We start from the raw sequence: 16,717 nt of genomic DNA, 5'->3' as shown, positions 1-16,717 counted from the left end.
TCTACCGCCGACACGGGGTTGCGTATGTCTTTCGATCTCGCCGCCCGCCTGGCCCAGCGCCAGGCGGACGATCTCTACCGCCGTCGCCCGCTGCTGCAATCGCCGCAGGCGCCGGAGGTGGTCATCGATGGCCAGCCGATGCTGGCCTTCTGTTCCAACGATTACCTGGGCCTGGCCAATCACCCCGAGGTGATCGCCGCAATGCGTGCCGGCGCCGAGCGCTGGGGCGTCGGCGGTGGCGCCTCGCATCTGGTCAACGGTCATTGCGGCCCGCACCACGAGCTGGAACTGGCCCTCGCCGAGTTCACCGGCCGCCCGCGCGCGCTGCTGTTCTCCACCGGCTACATGGCCAACCTCGGCACCGTCACGGCCCTCGTCGGCAAGGGCGACAGCGTGCTGGAAGACCGCCTCAACCATGCCTCGCTGTTGGACGCCGGCCTGCTGTCGGGTGCGCGTTTCTCCCGCTACCTGCACAACGACGCCGGCAGCCTCGCGTCGCGCCTGGAGAAGGCCGACGGCAACACGCTGGTGGTCACCGATGGCGTGTTCAGCATGGACGGCGACCTCGCCGACCTGCCTGCGCTGTGCGCCGCGGCCCGGGAAAAGAACGCCTGGGTGATGGTCGACGACGCCCACGGCTTTGGCTCGCTGGGCGCGAACGGAGGCGGGATCGTCGAGCACTTCGGCCTGGGGCTCGACGACGTGCCGGTATTGGTCGGCACCCTCGGCAAGGCCTTCGGCACCGCCGGCGCCTTCGTGGCCGGCAGCGAGGAGCTGATCGAAACGCTGATCCAGTTCGCCCGACCCTACATCTACACCACCAGCCAGCCGCCCGCCGTGGCCTGCGCCACGCTCAAAAGCCTGGCGCTGCTGCGCGCCGAGGGCTGGCGCCGCGACCACCTGAACGCGCTGATCGCGCGCTTCCGCGCCGGCGCCCGCGCCATCGGCCTGAGCCTGATGGACAGCCCGACGCCGATCCAGCCGATCCTCATCGGCGGCAGCGCCCAGGCCATGGCGTTGTCCGCCGAGTTGCGCCAGCGCGGCATCCTCGTCGGCGCGATCCGCCCGCCCACCGTCCCGGCCGGTACGGCGCGCCTGCGCGTGACCTTGTCCGCCTCGCACACCGAGGCGCAGGTGGACCGCCTGCTCCAGGCGCTCGCCGACAGCTGGCAGCGCGTGTCGTCTAGCCTTCTGGCAGAGATCGATGCCGAGGAGGGCGATGATGCGTGACCAACTGATCCTGCTGCCGGGGTGGGGCCTGGGCAGTGCGCCGCTGGAACCGCTGCGCGATGCGCTGCTGGAACAGGCGCCGCACTTGAACGTGCAGATCGAGCCGCTGCCGGCGGATGCCGAGCCGAACGCCTGGCTCGACGAGCTGGACGACAACGTCGCCCACGACGCCTGGATTGCCGGCTGGTCGCTGGGCGGCATGCTCGGCGCCGAACTGGCGGCGCGCCGCGGCGAGTCCTGCCGCGGGCTGGTGACGCTCGCCAGCAACCCGTGTTTCCGCCGCCGCGAGGACTGGCCGCAGGCCATGGCCGAAGACGTCTTCGAGGATTTCTTCGAGGCCTTCCTGCTGGAGCCGCACCTGGTGCGCAAGCGCTTCACGGTGCTGGTCAGCCAGGGCGCGCGCGATGCCCGCACGCTGGCGCGGCAACTGCAGGTGGCGCTGCCGCAACTCAATGTCGAAGGCCTGACTGCCGGCCTGCAACTGCTGGGGCAGCTCGACACCCGCGCCGCGCTCAGCCGCTATCCCGGCCCGCAGCTGCACCTGTTCGCCGCCAACGATGCGCTGGTGCCGGCCAGCGCCGCCGAGGCGTTGCTCGAGTGGCTGCCGGACGTCGAGGTGAGCGTGCTCCCCGGCGCCAGCCACGGCCTGCCGTTGGAGCAGCCGGACGAGGTGGCGAGCGCCATCCTGAGGTTCATCCACGAGGGCGACGATGGCTGATTGCAGCAGCGCGCTGCCCGACAAACGCCAGGTAGCCGCCTCATTCTCCCGCGCAGCGTCGACCTACGACGCGGTGGCGGAGTTGCAGCGCGCCGTCGGCAGCCGGCTGCTCGAGCTGCTGCCGGCGCAGGCTGCGCCGCAGCGCTGGATCGACCTGGGCAGCGGCACCGGTTATTTCACCCGCGCCCTCGCGGCGCGTTATCCACAGGCGCTGGGCCTGTCCGTCGACATCGCAGAGGGCATGCTGCGCCACGCCCGCGAGCAGGGCGGCGCACAGCACTTCATCGGCGGCGACGCCGAGCGGTTGCCGCTGCGCGACGGTGCCGTCGACCTGCTGTTCTCCAGCCTGGCTATCCAGTGGTGCGCTGACCTGCCAGCGGTGCTGGGCGAAGCGCGCCGCGTGCTGCGCCCCGGGGGCGTCGCGGCATTCAGCAGCCTGTGCATCGGCACCCTGGGCGAACTGCGGCAGAGCTGGGAGGCGGTGGACGGTTTCGTCCACGTGAACCGCTTCCGCGCGTTCGAGCAGTACCAGCAGCACTGCGCGGCCAGCGGCCTGGAAGTGCTGGAGCTGCGCACCGAGGACCGTGTCCTGCACTTCCCCGACCTGCGCAGCCTGACCCATGAACTCAAGGCGCTCGGCGCGCACAACCTCAACCCCGGCCGGCCCGATGGCCTCACCGGGCGCGAGCGGGTGCGCGCGCTGATCGCCGCCTACGAGCGCTTCCGCCAGCCCGCGGGGCTGCCGGCGACCTACCGGGTGGTTTACGCCGTCCTGCGCAAGAACTGTCCCGTGTAGGAGCGAGCTTGCTCGCGAACCCGCCCAGCTCTGGTGCTGCCGGCGAGTCCCGTTCGCGAGCAAGCGCGCTCCTACGAAGAGCACCAGAGGAAAACCATGCCCCACGCCTACTTCATCACCGGCACCGACACCGAAATCGGCAAGACCACCATCGCCGCCGGCCTGCTGCATGCGGCGCGGCTGGCCGGGTTGTCCACTGCGGCGGCCAAGCCGGTGGCGTCCGGCTGCGAGCGCAGCCCCGATGGTCTGCGCAACTCCGACGCGCTGGCGCTGCTGGGCGAGTGCAGCCTGCCGCTGGCCTATGGGCAGGTGAACCCCTTCGCCTTCGAGCCGGCCATCGCCCCGCACCTCGCCGCCAGCGAGCAAGGCGTGAAGCTGACGGTGGAAGCACTTCAGGCCCCGGTGTGTTCGGTGCTGGACCTGGGCGCCGATTTCACCCTGGTCGAAGGCGCCGGCGGCTGGCGGGTGCCGCTGGCCGGGGAAGAAAACCTCTCCGACCTCGCCATCGCCCTGCAACTGCCGGTGATCCTGGTGGTGGGCGTGCGCCTGGGCTGCATCAACCACGCGGTGCTCAGCGCCGAGGCGATCCAGCGCGACGGCCTGCCGCTGGCCGGCTGGGTGGCGAATATCGTCGATCCGCAGACGTCCCGCCTGGAAGAAAACCTCGCCACCCTCGCCGAGCGCCTGCCGGCACCCTGCGTGGGGCGCGTACCGCGCCTGGCCCGGGCGACGCCGGCGGCGGTGGCTGCGCACCTGGACCTGGGTATCCTGGATTTGTAACCGGCCCTTGGCCTGGCAGGCGGCGTCTGCTTGAATAATGGCCACTTGCTGCTTTTTGCCGTGGAGGCGTTGCGATGGAAATCTCCGGTAATGCTTTCTCTGCGGGCCTGTATGGCGTGCAGAGCGGCCAGCGCCGCGTCGACCGTGCCAGCACTGACATCGCTACCGCTGGCAATGCGCCCAGCGAAGTGCTCAACGATCGCCTGATCGACCTGCGCCGTGGCGAGCACGAGGTCAAGGCCAACGCCAAGGTCATCCAGGCCGCCGACGAAACGCTGGGCACCCTCATCGATATCCGCGCCTGATCCCACCCCTTTTCTACCCCTGACTCCTGCGCAGCGGCCGGCTGTCTTCATGACACGCCGGCCGCTCTGCCATGGGCTTTAATTAGCCTCAGGACGTCGCCGCCAGCGGACCCCGCAACCCGCCCGGCGAGCGTGACCGGGCGGTCGGTTTGCACGCTTGACAAGGGTATGGCGTAAACGTATGTTTCAAACGCCTGTTTGACTGTCCGGATGCGTGCGCGCTCCGACTGGGCGGCCGGGAATGCTCCCGCACTGCGACCGCAGCGACCGGTCGCCCATTAACCAGAACCCTTCGTAGAGGTTTACCGCTATGCCTGATTACAAGGCCCCCTTGCGTGATATCCGTTTCGTTCGCGACGAGCTGCTGGGCTACGAAGCGCACTACCAGAACCTGCCGGGCGCTCAAGACGCGACTCCCGACATGGTCAACGCCATCCTCGAAGAGGGTGCGAAGTTCTGCGAACAGGTGATCGCTCCGCTGAACCGCACCGGCGACCTGGAAGGCTGCAAATGGAGCCCCGAAGGCGTGAAGACGCCGACCGGCTTCAAAGAGGCCTACCAGCAGTTCGTCGAAGGCGGCTGGCCGAGCCTGGCCCATGACGTCGAGCACGGCGGCCAGGGTCTTCCCGAATCCCTGGGTCTGGCCATCAGCGAGATGGTCGGCCAGGCCAACTGGTCCTGGGGCATGTACCCGGGCCTGTCCCACGGCGCCATGAACACCCTGCACGCCCACGGCACCCCGGAGCAGCAGCACACCTACCTGACCAAGCTGGTATCCGGCGAGTGGACCGGCACCATGTGCCTGACCGAACCGCATTGCGGCACCGACCTGGGCATGCTGCGCACCAAGGCCGAGCCGCAGGCTGACGGCACCTACAAGATCACCGGCACCAAGATCTTCATCTCCGCTGGCGAACACGACATGGCCGACAACATCGTCCACATCGTGCTGGCCCGCCTGCCCGATGCCCCGCAGGGCACCAAGGGCATCTCGCTGTTCATCGTGCCGAAGTTCCTGCCCAATGCCGAAGGCAACGTGGGCGAGCGCAACGCCGTGTCCTGTGGCTCCATCGAGCACAAGATGGGCATCCACGGCAACGCGACCTGCGTGATGAACTTCGACGCCGCCACCGGCTTCCTGATCGGCCCGCCGAACAAGGGCCTGAACTGCATGTTCACCTTCATGAACACCGCTCGCCTGGGTACCGCGCTGCAAGGCCTGGCCCACGCCGAAATCGGTTTCCAGGGTGGCATCGCCTACGCTCGCGAGCGTCTGCAGATGCGTTCGCTGACTGGCCCGAAAGCGCCGGAAAAAGCCGCCGACCCGATCATCGTGCACCCGGACGTACGCCGCATGCTGCTGACCGCCAAGGCTTTCGCCGAAGGCAACCGCGCCATGCTGTACTTCGCCGCCAAGCAGGTCGACATCGTCCAGCGCAGCCAGGACGAAGAAGAGAAGAAAGCCGCTGACTCGATGCTGGCCTTCCTCACTCCGATCGCCAAGGCGTTCATGACCGAAGTGGGCTTCGAAGCCGCCAACCACGGCGTGCAGATCTATGGCGGCCACGGCTTCATCGCCGAGCACGGCATGGAACAGAACGTCCGCGACAGCCGCATCTCCATGCTGTACGAAGGCACCACCGGCGTTCAGGCGCTGGACCTGCTGGGCCGCAAGATCCTCATGACCCAGGGCGAAGCGCTCAAGGGCTTCACCAAGATCGTGCACAAGTTCTGCCAGGCCAACGAAGCCAACGACGCCGTGAAGGAGTTCGTTGCTCCGCTGGCCGCGCTGAACAAGGAGTGGGGCGAGCTGACCATGAAGGTCGGCATGGCCGCCATGAAGGACCGCGAGGAAGTCGGTGCCGCGTCGGTGGACTACCTGATGTACTCCGGCTACGCCTGCCTGGCCTACTTCTGGGCCGACATGGCTCGCCTGGCTGCCGAGAAGCTGGCTGCCGGTACCAGCGAAGAGGCCTTCTACCAGGCCAAGCTGAAGACCGCGCGCTTCTACTTCCAGCGCATCCTGCCGCGCACCCGCGCGCACGTCGGTGCCATGCTGTCGGGCGCCAACAACCTGATGGACCTGGCCGAGGAAGATTTCGCCCTCGGTTACTGATCGCGCACGGACGGTTCGCCGTCCGTCTGCTGACCAGCAAGGAGCCCGCCGCAAGGCGGGCTTTTTCGTCTTCGAAGTCACACAAATCGCCGCAGAAAATGCCATCATTACGCCACTTGCCGATCCACCAATGGCGAGCCCGGCACCCACTTTGCGGAACCCCCTGTGCGACCCACGGCCCCTTACCGGATCAGCCATTTCCTCACGCCCCTGTTGCTGATTCCGGCCGGCATCGCCGCCGGCTCCCTGGGCGAACTGTCTGACTTCTTCATTTCCCTGTTCAACGTGCTGCCGACCCTGCTGCTCCTGCTCGGCGGCGCGCTGTGCCTGGTCTACGGCCGCCAGCGCCAGTTGTTCATGCTGGCGGTGGTGTACATCGCCTATTTCCTGCTCGACACCCAGGTCGACTACTTCCAGGCGCACCGGGTGGTGATGCCCGAGGCGGCGCTGGTGTTCCACCTGTGCTGCGTGCTGTTGCCGCTGCTCTACGGCCTGTACGGCATCTGGCAGGAACGCATGCACATGCTGCAGGACCTGCTCGCCCGCAGCGCCGGCCTGATCGCCGTGGTCGGCGTTGCCACGGCGCTGGCCCGGCGTTTCCCCCAGGGCCTGGCGGAGCTGCTCAGCGACACCTACTGGCCGTCCCTGCACGGGCAGTGGATGAACCTGGCCCAGTTGTCCTACCTCGGCTTCCTGATGGCCTTCATCGCCCTGGTGGCAGCCTACGTGCGCCAGCCCCGTCCGTTGCACGCCGCGCAACTGCTGGGCTTGCTCGGACTGCTGTGGATGCTGCCCAAGGTGTTCATCCTGCCCCACGCGCTGACCGTGATGACCAGCCTGGTGATGCTCACCCTGGCCGGCGCGGTGGCCCACGAGGCCTACCAGATGGCCTTCCGCGACGAACTCACCGGGCTGCCCGGCCGGCGCGCGCTGAACGAGCGCTTCCAGCGCCTGGGGCAGCAATACGTGCTGGCGATGATCGACGTGGACCACTTCAAGAAATTCAACGACAGCCACGGCCATGATGTTGGCGACCAGGTGCTGCGCATGGTCGCCAGCCAGTTGCGCCGCACCGGTGGCGGCGGCAAGGCGTACCGCTATGGCGGCGAGGAATTCACTCTGGTGTTCGCCGGCAAGACGGTGGAGCAGTGCCTGCCGTACCTCGATGGCGTCCGCCAGGCCATCGAGGGGTACGCCATGCACCTGCGCGACCGTGGCAACCGACCGCGGGACGACCGCCAGGGCCGCAACAGGCGTGGTGGCAAGGACGCGCAGACGGTCTCGGTGACCATCAGCGTCGGCGTTGCCGAGCGCGACGGCGAGCGGCGCAACCCGGAAGAAGTGATCAAGGGCGCCGATGAGGCGCTGTACTCGGCCAAGAGCGGCGGGCGCAACCGCGTGGCGGTGCACGGGCAATCGCGACGCGGCGCGGTGCGCACCGCCTGAGCGGCCTGCGTTATGACCGCGCATTCAGCCCGTGCAGCGTGATTGTCCGGCGCCGCGCGGGCCGTTAGGTTCAGGCTTTGCGCCATGCTGGCGCCCTGAACCGAACGGAGATTCGCCATGCCCGAGTACAAGGCCCCCCTGCGCGACGTGCGCTTCCTCACCGACGAAGTCTTCGACTTCACCGGCCGCTACGAAGCCCTCGGCGCCACCGACGCCACCCCGGACATGTTCGCCGCCATCCTCGAGGAAGGCGCGAAGTTCTGCGAGCAGGTCATCGCCCCGCTGAACCGCTCCGGCGACGAGGAAGGCTGCCACTTCGACAACGGTGTGGTGACCACGCCCAAGGGCTTCAAGGAAGCCTTCGCGCAGTACGTCGAGGCCGGCTGGAACGGCGTCTCCAGCGACCCGGAATACGGTGGCCAGGGCCTGCCGCCGTCCCTCGGCCTGCTGGTCAGCGAGATGATCGGCGCGTCCAACTGCTCCTGGGGCATGTACCCCGGCCTGACCAAGGGCGCCATGGCCGCCATCCACGCCCACGGCACCGCCGAGCAGAAGAGCACCTACCTGCCACGCATGACCAGCGCGGTGTGGACCGGCACCATGTGCCTCACCGAGCCGCACTGCGGCACGGACCTGGGCATCATCAAGACCCGCGCCGTGCCCAACGCGGACGGCAGCTACGCGATCACCGGCACCAAGATCTTCATCTCCGCCGGCGAGCACGACCTGAGCGAGAACATCATCCACCTGGTACTGGCCAAGCTGCCCGACGCCCCGGCCGGCACCAAGGGCATCTCGCTGTTCATCGTGCCCAAGTTCAACCTCGACGCGAACGGTGACGTCGGCGAGCGCAACGCCGTGGCCTGCGGCTCCATCGAGCACAAGATGGGCATCAAGGCCTCCGCCACCTGCGTGATGAACTTCGACGGCGCCCGCGGCTTCCTCATCGGCGAAGCCAACAAGGGCCTGGCCTGCATGTTCACCATGATGAACCACGCGCGCCTGGGCACCGGCATGCAGGGTCTCTGCCTCGGCGAGACCAGCTACCAGGGCGCGGTGCGCTACGCCCAGGATCGCCTGCAGATGCGTTCGCTGACCGGCCCGAAAGCGCCGGACAAGCCGGCCGACCCGATCATCGTCCACCCGGACGTGCGCCGCATGCTGCTGACCATGAAGGCGTTCAACGAAGGCAACCGCGCGCTGGCCTACTTCACCGCGCAACTGCTGGACATCGAGCACCTCTCCCAGGACGCCGAGGAGCGCGAGCGCGCCGCCAACCTGCTGGCCTTCCTGACGCCCATCTGCAAAGCCTTCATGACCGAGACCGGCCTGGAAGTCACCAACATCGGCATGCAGGTGTTCGGCGGCCACGGCTTCATTCGCGAGTGGGGCATGGAGCAGCTGGTGCGCGATTGCCGCATCGCGCCGATCTACGAGGGCACCAACGGCATCCAGGCGCTGGACCTGCTGGGCCGCAAGGTCCTCGGCAGCCAGGGCAAGTTGCTGATGGGCTTTACCAAGCTGGTACACCAGCTCTGCCAGCAGCATGCCGAGCACCCGCAGCTGAAAGCGCAGGTCGCCCAGCTGGCCGCGCTGAACACCCAGTGGGGCGAGCTGACCCAGAAGGTCGGCATGGCCGCCATGAAGAACCCGGACGAAGTCGGCGCCGCTTCGGTGGACTACCTGATGTTCTCCGGCTACGTCACCCTTGGCTACTTCTGGCTGCGCATGGCCCTGGTCGCCCAGCGCAAACTGGAGGAGGGCGCTGGCGAGGCGGCCTACTACCAGGCGAAGCTGGCCACCGCGGAGTTCTACTTCAGCCGTCTGCTGCCCCGCGCCCATGCCCACGTGGCAGCGGCGCAGGCCGGTTCCGAGGTGCTGATGCGCCTGTCGGCCGAGCAGTTCGCGCTGTAATCCCTGAAGGCTGCGCAGAGCGGATAACGCCAGCGGCGTTATCCGCCGCTGGGCCGGCGGATAAAGCGTTCCGCTGTATCCGCCCTGCGCTTCCGCTGGCCGGGCGGTCTGCCTGGTCAGTCACCCCGCGTACATTCCGGCACGGCTACAGTTTGTGACCGATCTATAGTTGTGCAGTCACAACATGACGCTTAAAGTCTGAAAAGTTGTTGGAGTAAACTCCGGCGGCGTACCTTCGTGTACCTCCTATTCTGATACCGCTGGCTGCCTCATCAGCCGTCGTTTTCGTTCGAGGATCCATCATGGCTGACTACAAAGCTCCCCTGCGCGACATGCAATTCGTCCTCAATGAAGTCTTCGAGGTCGCCAATCTCTGGGCCGAACTGCCCGCCCTGGCCGAGACCGTGGATGCCGAGACCGCGTCGGCGATCCTCGAAGAGGCCGGCAAGGTCACCGGCGGCGTGATCGCCCCGCTGAACCGCAGCGGCGACGAAGAAGGCTGCAGCTGGAGCGCCGAGGGTGTGAAGACCCCGGCCGGCTTCCCCGAGGCCTACCGCACCTACGCCGAAGGCGGCTGGGTGGGCGTGGGCGGCGATCCGGCCTTCGGCGGCATGGGCATGCCCAAGGTGATCGGCGCCCAGGTCGAGGAAATGGTCAACTCCGCCAACCTGTCCTTCGGCCTGTACCCGATGCTGACCGCCGGCGCCTGCCTGTCGCTGCTCAACCACGCCAGCGAAGAGCTCAAGGCCAAGTACCTGCCGAACATGTACGCCGGCACCTGGGCCGGCTCCATGTGCCTGACCGAGCCGCACGCCGGCACGGACCTGGGCATCATCCGCACCAAGGCCGAACCGCAGGCCGACGGCAGCTTCAAGATTTCCGGCACCAAGATCTTCATCACCGGCGGCGAGCACGACCTGACCGAGAACATCATCCACCTGGTGCTGGCCAAGCTCCCCGACGCGCCGGCCGGTTCCAAGGGCATCTCGCTGTTCCTGGTGCCGAAGGTGATGGTCAACGCCGACGGTTCGCTGGGCGAGCGCAACGCCGTGTCCTGCGGCTCCATCGAGCACAAGATGGGCATCAAGGCCTCCGCCACCTGCGTGATGAACTTCGACGGCGCCACCGGCTGGATCGTCGATGCGCCGAACAAGGGCCTGGCCGCCATGTTCACCATGATGAACTACGAGCGCCTGGGCGTCGGCATCCAGGGCCTGGCCACTGGCGAGCGCTCCTACCAGAGCGCCGTGGAATACGCCCGCGAGCGTATCCAGAGCCGCGCGCCGACCGGCCCGGTCGCCAAGGACAAGGCCGCCGACCCGATCATCGTCCACCCGGACGTCCGTCGCATGCTGCTCACCATGAAGGCGTTGAACGAGGGCGGCCGCGCCTTCTCCAGCTACGTCGCCATGCAGCTGGACACCGCCAAGTACAGCGAAGAGCCGACCACCCGCAAGCGCGCGGAGGAACTGGTCGCCCTGCTGACGCCGGTAGCCAAGGCCTTCCTCACCGACATGGGCCTGGAAACCACTATTCACGGTCAGCAGATCTTCGGCGGCCACGGCTTCATCCGCGAGTGGGGCCAGGAGCAACTGGTACGCGACTGCCGCATCACCCAGATCTACGAAGGCACCAACGGCATCCAGGCGCTGGACCTGATGGGCCGCAAGATCGTCGGCAGCGGCGGCGCCTACGCCAAGCTGTTCACCGACGAGATCCGCGCCTTCACCGCTTCGGCGTCGGCCGAGCTGGCCGAATTCACCGGCCCGCTGAACGCCGCCGTGCAGAACCTGGACGAGCTGACCGCCTGGGTCCTGGACCGTGCCAAGGGCAACCCGAATGAAATCGGCGCCGCCTCGGTCGAGTACCTGCACGCCTTCGGCTACACCGCCTACGCCTACATGTGGGCCCTGATGGCGCGTGCTGCGCTGGGCAAGGAAGGCCAGGACGAGTTCTACGCCAGCAAGCTGGGCACCGCGCGCTTCTACTTCGCCCGCCTGCTGCCGCGTATCCACTCCCTGACTGCCTCGGTGAAGGCCGGCAGCGAGTCGCTGTACCTGCTGGACGCCGCGCAGTTCTAAGCGGTCGATACCCAAAAGCCCCGCTTCGGCGGGGCTTTTTATGGGTTATTCCCCATCCGAAGGACGCTAGTACTAATCCGTGTAAGCCTAAGCTTACAAGCAGCGGTGGTGATCGGCGTCTTTCTGACAACGTCCTGCGGCGGTAACCTTCTCCTCAGTCAGGACATTGCGCAGGAAGCGCCAACGACAATACGGAAACAAGGGAATCCACCAAGGACGGTGGCTAGCACGGACGTGAGGATATCGGTCTGCAAAACCCCGCTTCGCAAGAAGCGGGGTTTTTTCTTGCCTGCGATTTCCTCGCGGCTCAGGAATCTACCGTTGCGCAGAAGCGCTCGAACGTCACCGTAGGGCGAATAACGCGCCCGCGTTGTCCGTCGCTGGGTGAGGTGACGGATAACCTGTTCCAGGTTATGCGCCCTACCGCGTACCGCATGAAGCGGCGTGTCGCGGACCTAACCTGTAGGAGCGTTACACCACCCCATCCAGCAGCGAGCGCAACAACTCCACCGTCGGTTGCTGCCGCTGCGCATCGCGGTACACCAGCCCCACGCTCAGCGGAATGCGGGGCTCGCTCAGTGGTTTCCACAGCAAATCCTTGTGTCCGTGCATCTGTCGCGCGCGCCCAGGCAGCACGGTGGCGAAGCGGCTCTGCGGCAGGCTGTCGAGGATGCCACCCATGTGGTTCAGCTCGGCCTGTACCCGCGGCCGGCGGCCGATGGCCGCCAGCTGCTCCTGCCAGATCTGCCGGGCGCGGAATTCCTCGCCGAGCAGCAGCATCGGCAGTTCCGCCGCCTGCGCCAGCGACACCTTCTTGAAGTCCTTCAGCGGATGGTCCGCCGGGATGACCAGTTGCAGCTCGTCCGGGTACAGCTCCACGCCGTGCAGCGCCGGTTGGCGCGGCGGCAGGAAACCGATGCCGATGTCCAGCTGGCCGATCAGCAGGCGACGTTCGATCTCCACCCCGGAGAGTTCGTAGATGCGCACCTGCACATGCGGCTGCGCGGCGTGCAGGCGTTCCACCAGGTGCGGCACCAGGCTCGCGTTGACCGTCTGCAGCACGCCGATCGCCAGGCTGCGCGCGCTCTGCCCGCGGAACGCACGCAGCGCCTCGCGGGCGCGCTCCAGGCCTTCGAGCAGCGGCACCGCATGGTTGTACAGCGTGTGCGCGGCGGCGGTGGGCAGCAGGCGCTTGCCGCTGCGCTGGAACAGCGCCACGTCGAGGTTCTGCTCCAACTGGCGGATCTGCTGCGAGAGTGCCGGCTGGGAAATCGCCAGCCGTTCGGCGGCGCGCCCGACATGGCCTTCCTCGTACAGCGCGACGAAATAGCGGAGCTGGCGAAAATCCATAAGGTCTGCTTATCAACGAAACTGGAAAATCGAAATGGAGTGTTGCCGGTCAGGCCCTCTACTCTAGCGCTTGTCCGCTGTCTCAGATGGGTAGACAAAGGTGGAAAGCATCGTCATCCAGGGCGTTTTCATAGGCAAAGTCGAAGAGAGCTGGGGCGGTCTGCTCAGCGATATCGACCAGCTGGAAACGCACGAGGAAGTCTGGCTCGGCGCCCAGGGGTTGCCGGGGGACGCGCGGGCCGACCTGCGCCGCGACGGCGGCCTGGACCGGGCGCTGCACCACTACCCGGCCGAGCACTACCGGCATTGGCGCAAGCAGCACCCGCAGACGCGCTGGCGACAGCCGGCCTTCGGCGAGAACCTGTCCACCTTCGGCCTCAATGAACAGGAGGTCTGCATCGGCGACCTGTTCCGCTGGGGAGAGGCGCTGATCGAAGTGAGCCAGCCGCGCTCGCCCAGCTATCGGCTGGCGCGGCGCTGGAACCTCCCCGAGCTGCCGCTGGAAGTGCAGCAGCAGGGGCGCTGCGGCTGGTTCTACCGGGTGCGCCGTGCCGGCATGGTGGCCGCCGACGCGCCGCTGGAACTGGTGCAGCGGCACTACCCGCAGCTCACCGTGGCGAGCCTGCTGGACTGGTACTTCGGCCACCCGCTGGAACGTACCGGGCTGCGCCTGATGATGGCCTGCGACGCGCTGTCCCTGCGCTGGCGCAAGACCGCTGCACAACGCCTCACCAGTGGCGTGCTGGAAGACTGGACGGCCCGCCTGGCGGGCCCCGAATGTTCGGAGCAGGGCGGCCTGCCAGGCTGAGCCGCGCTGTTTCCGCAAATGCCCTCGCGCCCGCCCCCGGACGTCGTCTTGGTCCTGTGGGGCGGCTTTTATTCCCTCGCCGCCGAACTCGTCACCGGGTTCGGCGGCGTTGTCATGCCGACGTAACACCCCGTTCCTAACCTTCCGCCGATAGCTTCTACTGACAACCCGAGCCGTCACACGGCGGCCGCGCGGAAGGAACCTTCTGATGAGCGAGCGTTTCCAGGATTTCCACGACCGACTGGCCGCTTTCGACGACCAGTCGATCAACCCCTCCGGCAATGTGCCGATGAGCGAACTGATCGACGCCTCGCGCCGTCGCCTGCTGAAGAACAGCCTGGTGCTGGGCGCCGTCGGTTTCCTCGGCGGCGGCCTGTTCCCGGGCCGCTCGCTGTTCGCCGCCGACGCGCCGGTGCCCACCGCGCTGCTCGGCTTCAAGGGCGTGCCGGTACAGCAGGACCCGAAATTCGACCGGGTGATCGTCGCCGAGGGCTATACCGCCCGGCCGTTCTTCTCCTGGGGCGACACCGTAGTGACCGGCGCGCCGGCCTGGAAAGGCGACGCCAGCGAGGACTGGAAAGCCCAGGAGCTGCAGGCCGGTGACAACCATGACGGCATGCACTACTTCCCCTTCCCCGATGCGCCGGACGGCCACGGCCTGCTGGTCATCAATCACGAATACATCAACCCGACGCTGCATCCGAAGGAGCAGACCTTCGAGGACCGTCCCGATGGTTCGCGCGGGCGCCCGGAAGGCGAGGTGCGCAAGGAAATCGCGGCCCACGGCCTGAGCGTGATCGAGGTGAAGAAGGACGCCGGGGGCCAGTGGCAGCGCGTCGAGGGGTCGAGCTACAACCGCCGCATCACCGGCAGCTCGCCGCTGGACCTGTCCGGCCCCCTGGCTGGCCACGATCTGCTGCGCACCGCCAGCGACCCCGAGGCCAAGCGAGTACTCGGCACCCTGAACAACTGCTCCATGGGCGTCACGCCCTGGGGCACCTACCTCGCGTGCGAGGAGAACTGGCACCAGTACTTCGTCAATCGCGACAAGGACGACTTCGCCAAGCGCGTTTCGCACAAGCGCTACGGACTTTCCAACGGCCAGTTCAGCAATTACTACGCCTGGGAAGCGGTGGATGAGCGCTTCGATGCGACGCCCAAGGCGGACCAGCCCCACGGCGGCCACGTCAACGAACCGAACCGTTTCGGCTGGGTGGTGGAGATCGACCCGTTCGACCCGACCTCCACGCCGAAGAAACGCACCGCCGTCGGCCGCTTCTGCCGCGAGTGCTCGACCCTGTCGCTGGGCGCCGACAACCGCATGGCGTTCTACTACGGCGATGACACCAAGGGCGAGTACATCTACAAGTTCGTCCCCGCAGGCACGTACCACCCGGACAACCGCGCGGCGAACGTGGATCTGCTGGACGAAGGCACCCTCTACGTCGCGCGCTTCAACGCCGACGGCAGTGGCCAGTGGCTGCCGCTGGTGCACGGACAGAACGGCCTGACGGCGGAGAACGGTTTCCCCAGCCAGGCCGAGGTGCTGGTCAACGCCCGCGCCGCTGCCGACAAGCTGGGCGCCACACCCATGGACCGCCCCGAGTGGGTAGCCGTGCAGCAGACCACCCGCGAGGTGTACGTCAGCCTCACCAACAACGATGCCCGCGGCAAGAAGCAGCCGGTGGACGCCGCCAACCCACGCAAGGAAAACCTGCACGGGCAGATCCTGCGCTGGAACGAGGCCGGCGGCGACCCGACCGCCACCCGCTTCCAGTGGGACATCTTCCTGCTGGCCGGCGAGCACAAAGGCTCCGGCGCGCCGCAGAACCTGATCGGCACCATCAACGGCGACATCTTCTCCTCGCCGGACGGGCTCTACTTCGACACCGCCGGCCGTCTGTGGATCGAGACCGACTACGATGACGCCGAGGCGCCGATGCAGGCCATGGGCTGCAACCAGTTGCTCTGTGCCGACCCGCACAGCCGCGAGGTGCGCCGCTTCCTGGTCGGCCCGCGCGGCTGCGAGCTGACCGGCATCACCCAGACCCCGGACGGCAAGACGCTGTGGGTGAACATCCAGCACCCGACGCTCAGCTTCCCCGCCAGCGACGGCAAGAGCATCCCGCGTTCCACGACGCTGGTGATCACCAAGGACGATGGGGGCGTGATCGGGACCTGACGGCCCTGTAGGAGGGGGCCATGCCCGCGATCCGGCCGACAGGCCGGCCATTGGCACCGCTATCGCGGTGATCGCGGAGAAGCTCCGCTCCTACGGGAAGTGTCCGTGGGGACCTGGCGGGGATCTGGCTGGTCGCGGGCATGGCCCGCTCCTACAGGGGCAGCGCCGATCCGCTCTTCGTAGGAGCGAGCTTGCTCGCGAACCCCGCCCCCCGCGAAACACTCACAGCTCGACTTCACCCCCGGCCAGCGCGCACAGCTCGGTGAAGTCGACGATCTCGGTTTCCCGTCCATCCACGCGGATCAGCCCGTGCTTCTGCAGGCGGGTAAAGCTGCGCGACACCGTCTCCACCGCCAGGCCCAGGTAGTCGCCGATCTCGTTACGCGACATGCTCAGGCGGAAGCGCGTGGCGGAGAAGCCGCGCTCGCGGAAGTGCGCTGAAATATTCAGCAGGAAGGCGGCAATGCGCGAGTCGGAGTTCAGGCGCGAGAGCAGCAGCTTCATCTGCTGGTCCTCGCGGATCTTGCGGCTCATCATCAGCATGATCTGGTGCGACAGCCCCGGAATCTGGCTCGACAACTCCTCCAGCTGGCTGAACGGAATCTCGCTGCACAAGGTGCTCTCCAGCGCCTGCGCCGAGACCGGGTAGGCGCCTTCGCCCATGCCGGAAAACCCGAAGATCTCAGTGGCGTAGTAGAAGCCGGTGATCTTCTCCAGCCCCTGCTCGTTGGTGGTAAAGGTCTTGATCGAACCGGAGCGCACCAGGAACACGCTATGGAACGGGTCGCCCTGGCGGAACACGAAATCGCCCTTGTGCAGCAGGTGCCCCGGCTTGATGATCGCCTCCAGCTCCTGGACCTTGTCGTCGCTCAGCGTCGGCGGCGCCAGGCGGCAGTTCTTGCAGTACGGTTGCGGTTTGATCATCTGATTCATCCCTATCCCCATGCGCCACGCGCGTAGTCAAGCGGTCCTCGGGCGCATCGCCCCCACG

At 67.1% G+C, this 16,717-nt stretch carries 13 protein-coding genes; 11 read left to right on the top strand and 2 right to left on the bottom strand.

Going from position 1 to position 16,717, the window contains the following annotated elements; all coding sequences use genetic code 11:
* Positions 1-24 precede the first annotated feature (24 nt).
* The 9 genes from bioF (at position 25) to ACNFIA_RS00445 (ending at position 11,386) form a co-directional block, all read left to right on the top strand.
* On the top strand, positions 25-1,230 hold the full coding sequence (gene bioF / locus ACNFIA_RS00485; protein ID WP_416782518.1) for an 8-amino-7-oxononanoate synthase: 1,206 nt from the start codon (positions 25-27) through the stop codon (positions 1,228-1,230).
* A complete protein-coding gene (locus ACNFIA_RS00480) occupies positions 1,223-1,948 on the top strand; it encodes an alpha/beta fold hydrolase (RefSeq protein ID WP_416782517.1) in 726 nt (241 codons plus the stop codon). The genes bioF and ACNFIA_RS00480 overlap by 8 nt, the downstream gene beginning before the upstream one ends.
* Positions 1,941-2,744, top strand: a complete 804-nt coding sequence (gene bioC / locus ACNFIA_RS00475) for a malonyl-ACP O-methyltransferase BioC (protein ID WP_416782515.1) — start codon at positions 1,941-1,943, stop codon at positions 2,742-2,744. The genes ACNFIA_RS00480 and bioC overlap by 8 nt, the downstream gene beginning before the upstream one ends.
* Positions 2,745-2,840: 96 nt before the next feature.
* Positions 2,841-3,524, top strand: coding sequence for a dethiobiotin synthase (bioD, locus tag ACNFIA_RS00470; protein ID WP_416782514.1), 684 nt, complete (start codon positions 2,841-2,843; stop codon positions 3,522-3,524).
* Between the two features lie 74 nt (positions 3,525-3,598).
* A complete protein-coding gene (locus tag ACNFIA_RS00465; protein ID WP_416782513.1) occupies positions 3,599-3,829 on the top strand; it encodes a hypothetical protein in 231 nt (76 codons plus the stop codon).
* Positions 3,830-4,139: 310 nt separating this feature from the next.
* Positions 4,140-5,945 (top strand): phenylacyl-CoA dehydrogenase, encoded by a 1,806-nt coding sequence (locus ACNFIA_RS00460; RefSeq protein WP_259758934.1) that lies wholly within the window; start codon positions 4,140-4,142, stop codon positions 5,943-5,945.
* A gap of 165 nt (positions 5,946-6,110) precedes the next feature.
* Positions 6,111-7,391, top strand: coding sequence for a sensor domain-containing diguanylate cyclase (locus ACNFIA_RS00455; RefSeq protein WP_259758935.1), 1,281 nt, complete (start codon positions 6,111-6,113; stop codon positions 7,389-7,391).
* A 117-nt stretch (positions 7,392-7,508) separates the two neighbouring features.
* Entirely contained in the window at positions 7,509-9,305 is a 1,797-nt protein-coding gene (locus ACNFIA_RS00450) for an acyl-CoA dehydrogenase C-terminal domain-containing protein (protein ID WP_259758936.1), read from the top strand.
* Between the two features lie 302 nt (positions 9,306-9,607).
* Positions 9,608-11,386, top strand: coding sequence for an acyl-CoA dehydrogenase C-terminal domain-containing protein (locus ACNFIA_RS00445; protein WP_259758937.1), 1,779 nt, complete (start codon positions 9,608-9,610; stop codon positions 11,384-11,386).
* 471 nt (positions 11,387-11,857) lie between these two features.
* Here ACNFIA_RS00445 and ACNFIA_RS00440 read toward each other — a convergent pair whose 3' ends face one another.
* Positions 11,858-12,736 carry a LysR family transcriptional regulator gene (locus ACNFIA_RS00440; RefSeq protein ID WP_416782512.1) on the bottom strand — a complete coding sequence of 293 codons (879 nt, stop codon included), beginning with the start codon at positions 12,734-12,736 and terminating at the stop codon, positions 11,858-11,860.
* A 100-nt stretch (positions 12,737-12,836) separates the two neighbouring features.
* Here ACNFIA_RS00440 and ACNFIA_RS00435 point away from each other — a divergent pair, with 100 nt between their 5' ends.
* Both ACNFIA_RS00435 and ACNFIA_RS00430 read left to right on the top strand, forming a co-directional pair.
* Positions 12,837-13,544 (top strand): MOSC domain-containing protein, encoded by a 708-nt coding sequence (locus ACNFIA_RS00435; RefSeq protein ID WP_416782511.1) that lies wholly within the window; start codon positions 12,837-12,839, stop codon positions 13,542-13,544.
* Between the two features lie 208 nt (positions 13,545-13,752).
* Positions 13,753-15,726, top strand: coding sequence for a PhoX family protein (locus ACNFIA_RS00430; RefSeq protein ID WP_416782510.1), 1,974 nt, complete (start codon positions 13,753-13,755; stop codon positions 15,724-15,726).
* A gap of 222 nt (positions 15,727-15,948) precedes the next feature.
* Here ACNFIA_RS00430 and fnr read toward each other — a convergent pair whose 3' ends face one another.
* A complete protein-coding gene (gene fnr / locus ACNFIA_RS00425) occupies positions 15,949-16,650 on the bottom strand; it encodes a fumarate/nitrate reduction transcriptional regulator Fnr (RefSeq protein WP_416782509.1) in 702 nt (233 codons plus the stop codon).
* Positions 16,651-16,717: the final 67 nt, after the last annotated feature.

This window comes from Pseudomonas sp. NY15437, from assembly GCF_048068435.1.
Taxonomy (GTDB): Bacteria; Pseudomonadota; Gammaproteobacteria; order Pseudomonadales; family Pseudomonadaceae; genus Pseudomonas; species Pseudomonas nitroreducens_B.
This window is presented reverse-complemented; position numbering and strand designations above follow the sequence as displayed.

What these genes read in the sequence shown, in the direction of transcription:
- ACNFIA_RS00480 (WP_416782517.1), top strand. Translation starts at nt 1,223, where the DNA reads ATGCGTGACCAACTGATCCTGCTGCCGGGGTGGGGCCTGGGCAGTGCG.
- bioD (WP_416782514.1), top strand. Translation starts at nt 2,841, where the DNA reads ATGCCCCACGCCTACTTCATCACCGGCACCGACACCGAAATCGGCAAG.
- ACNFIA_RS00460 (WP_259758934.1), top strand. Translation starts at nt 4,140, where the DNA reads ATGCCTGATTACAAGGCCCCCTTGCGTGATATCCGTTTCGTTCGCGAC.
- bioF (WP_416782518.1), top strand. Translation starts at nt 25, where the DNA reads ATGTCTTTCGATCTCGCCGCCCGCCTGGCCCAGCGCCAGGCGGACGAT.
- fnr (WP_416782509.1), bottom strand. Translation starts at nt 16,650, where the DNA reads ATGATCAAACCGCAACCGTACTGCAAGAACTGCCGCCTGGCGCCGCCG.
- bioC (WP_416782515.1), top strand. Translation starts at nt 1,941, where the DNA reads ATGGCTGATTGCAGCAGCGCGCTGCCCGACAAACGCCAGGTAGCCGCC.
- ACNFIA_RS00450 (WP_259758936.1), top strand. Translation starts at nt 7,509, where the DNA reads ATGCCCGAGTACAAGGCCCCCCTGCGCGACGTGCGCTTCCTCACCGAC.
- ACNFIA_RS00465 (WP_416782513.1), top strand. Translation starts at nt 3,599, where the DNA reads ATGGAAATCTCCGGTAATGCTTTCTCTGCGGGCCTGTATGGCGTGCAG.
- ACNFIA_RS00430 (WP_416782510.1), top strand. Translation starts at nt 13,753, where the DNA reads ATGAGCGAGCGTTTCCAGGATTTCCACGACCGACTGGCCGCTTTCGAC.
- ACNFIA_RS00440 (WP_416782512.1), bottom strand. Translation starts at nt 12,736, where the DNA reads ATGGATTTTCGCCAGCTCCGCTATTTCGTCGCGCTGTACGAGGAAGGC.
- ACNFIA_RS00445 (WP_259758937.1), top strand. Translation starts at nt 9,608, where the DNA reads ATGGCTGACTACAAAGCTCCCCTGCGCGACATGCAATTCGTCCTCAAT.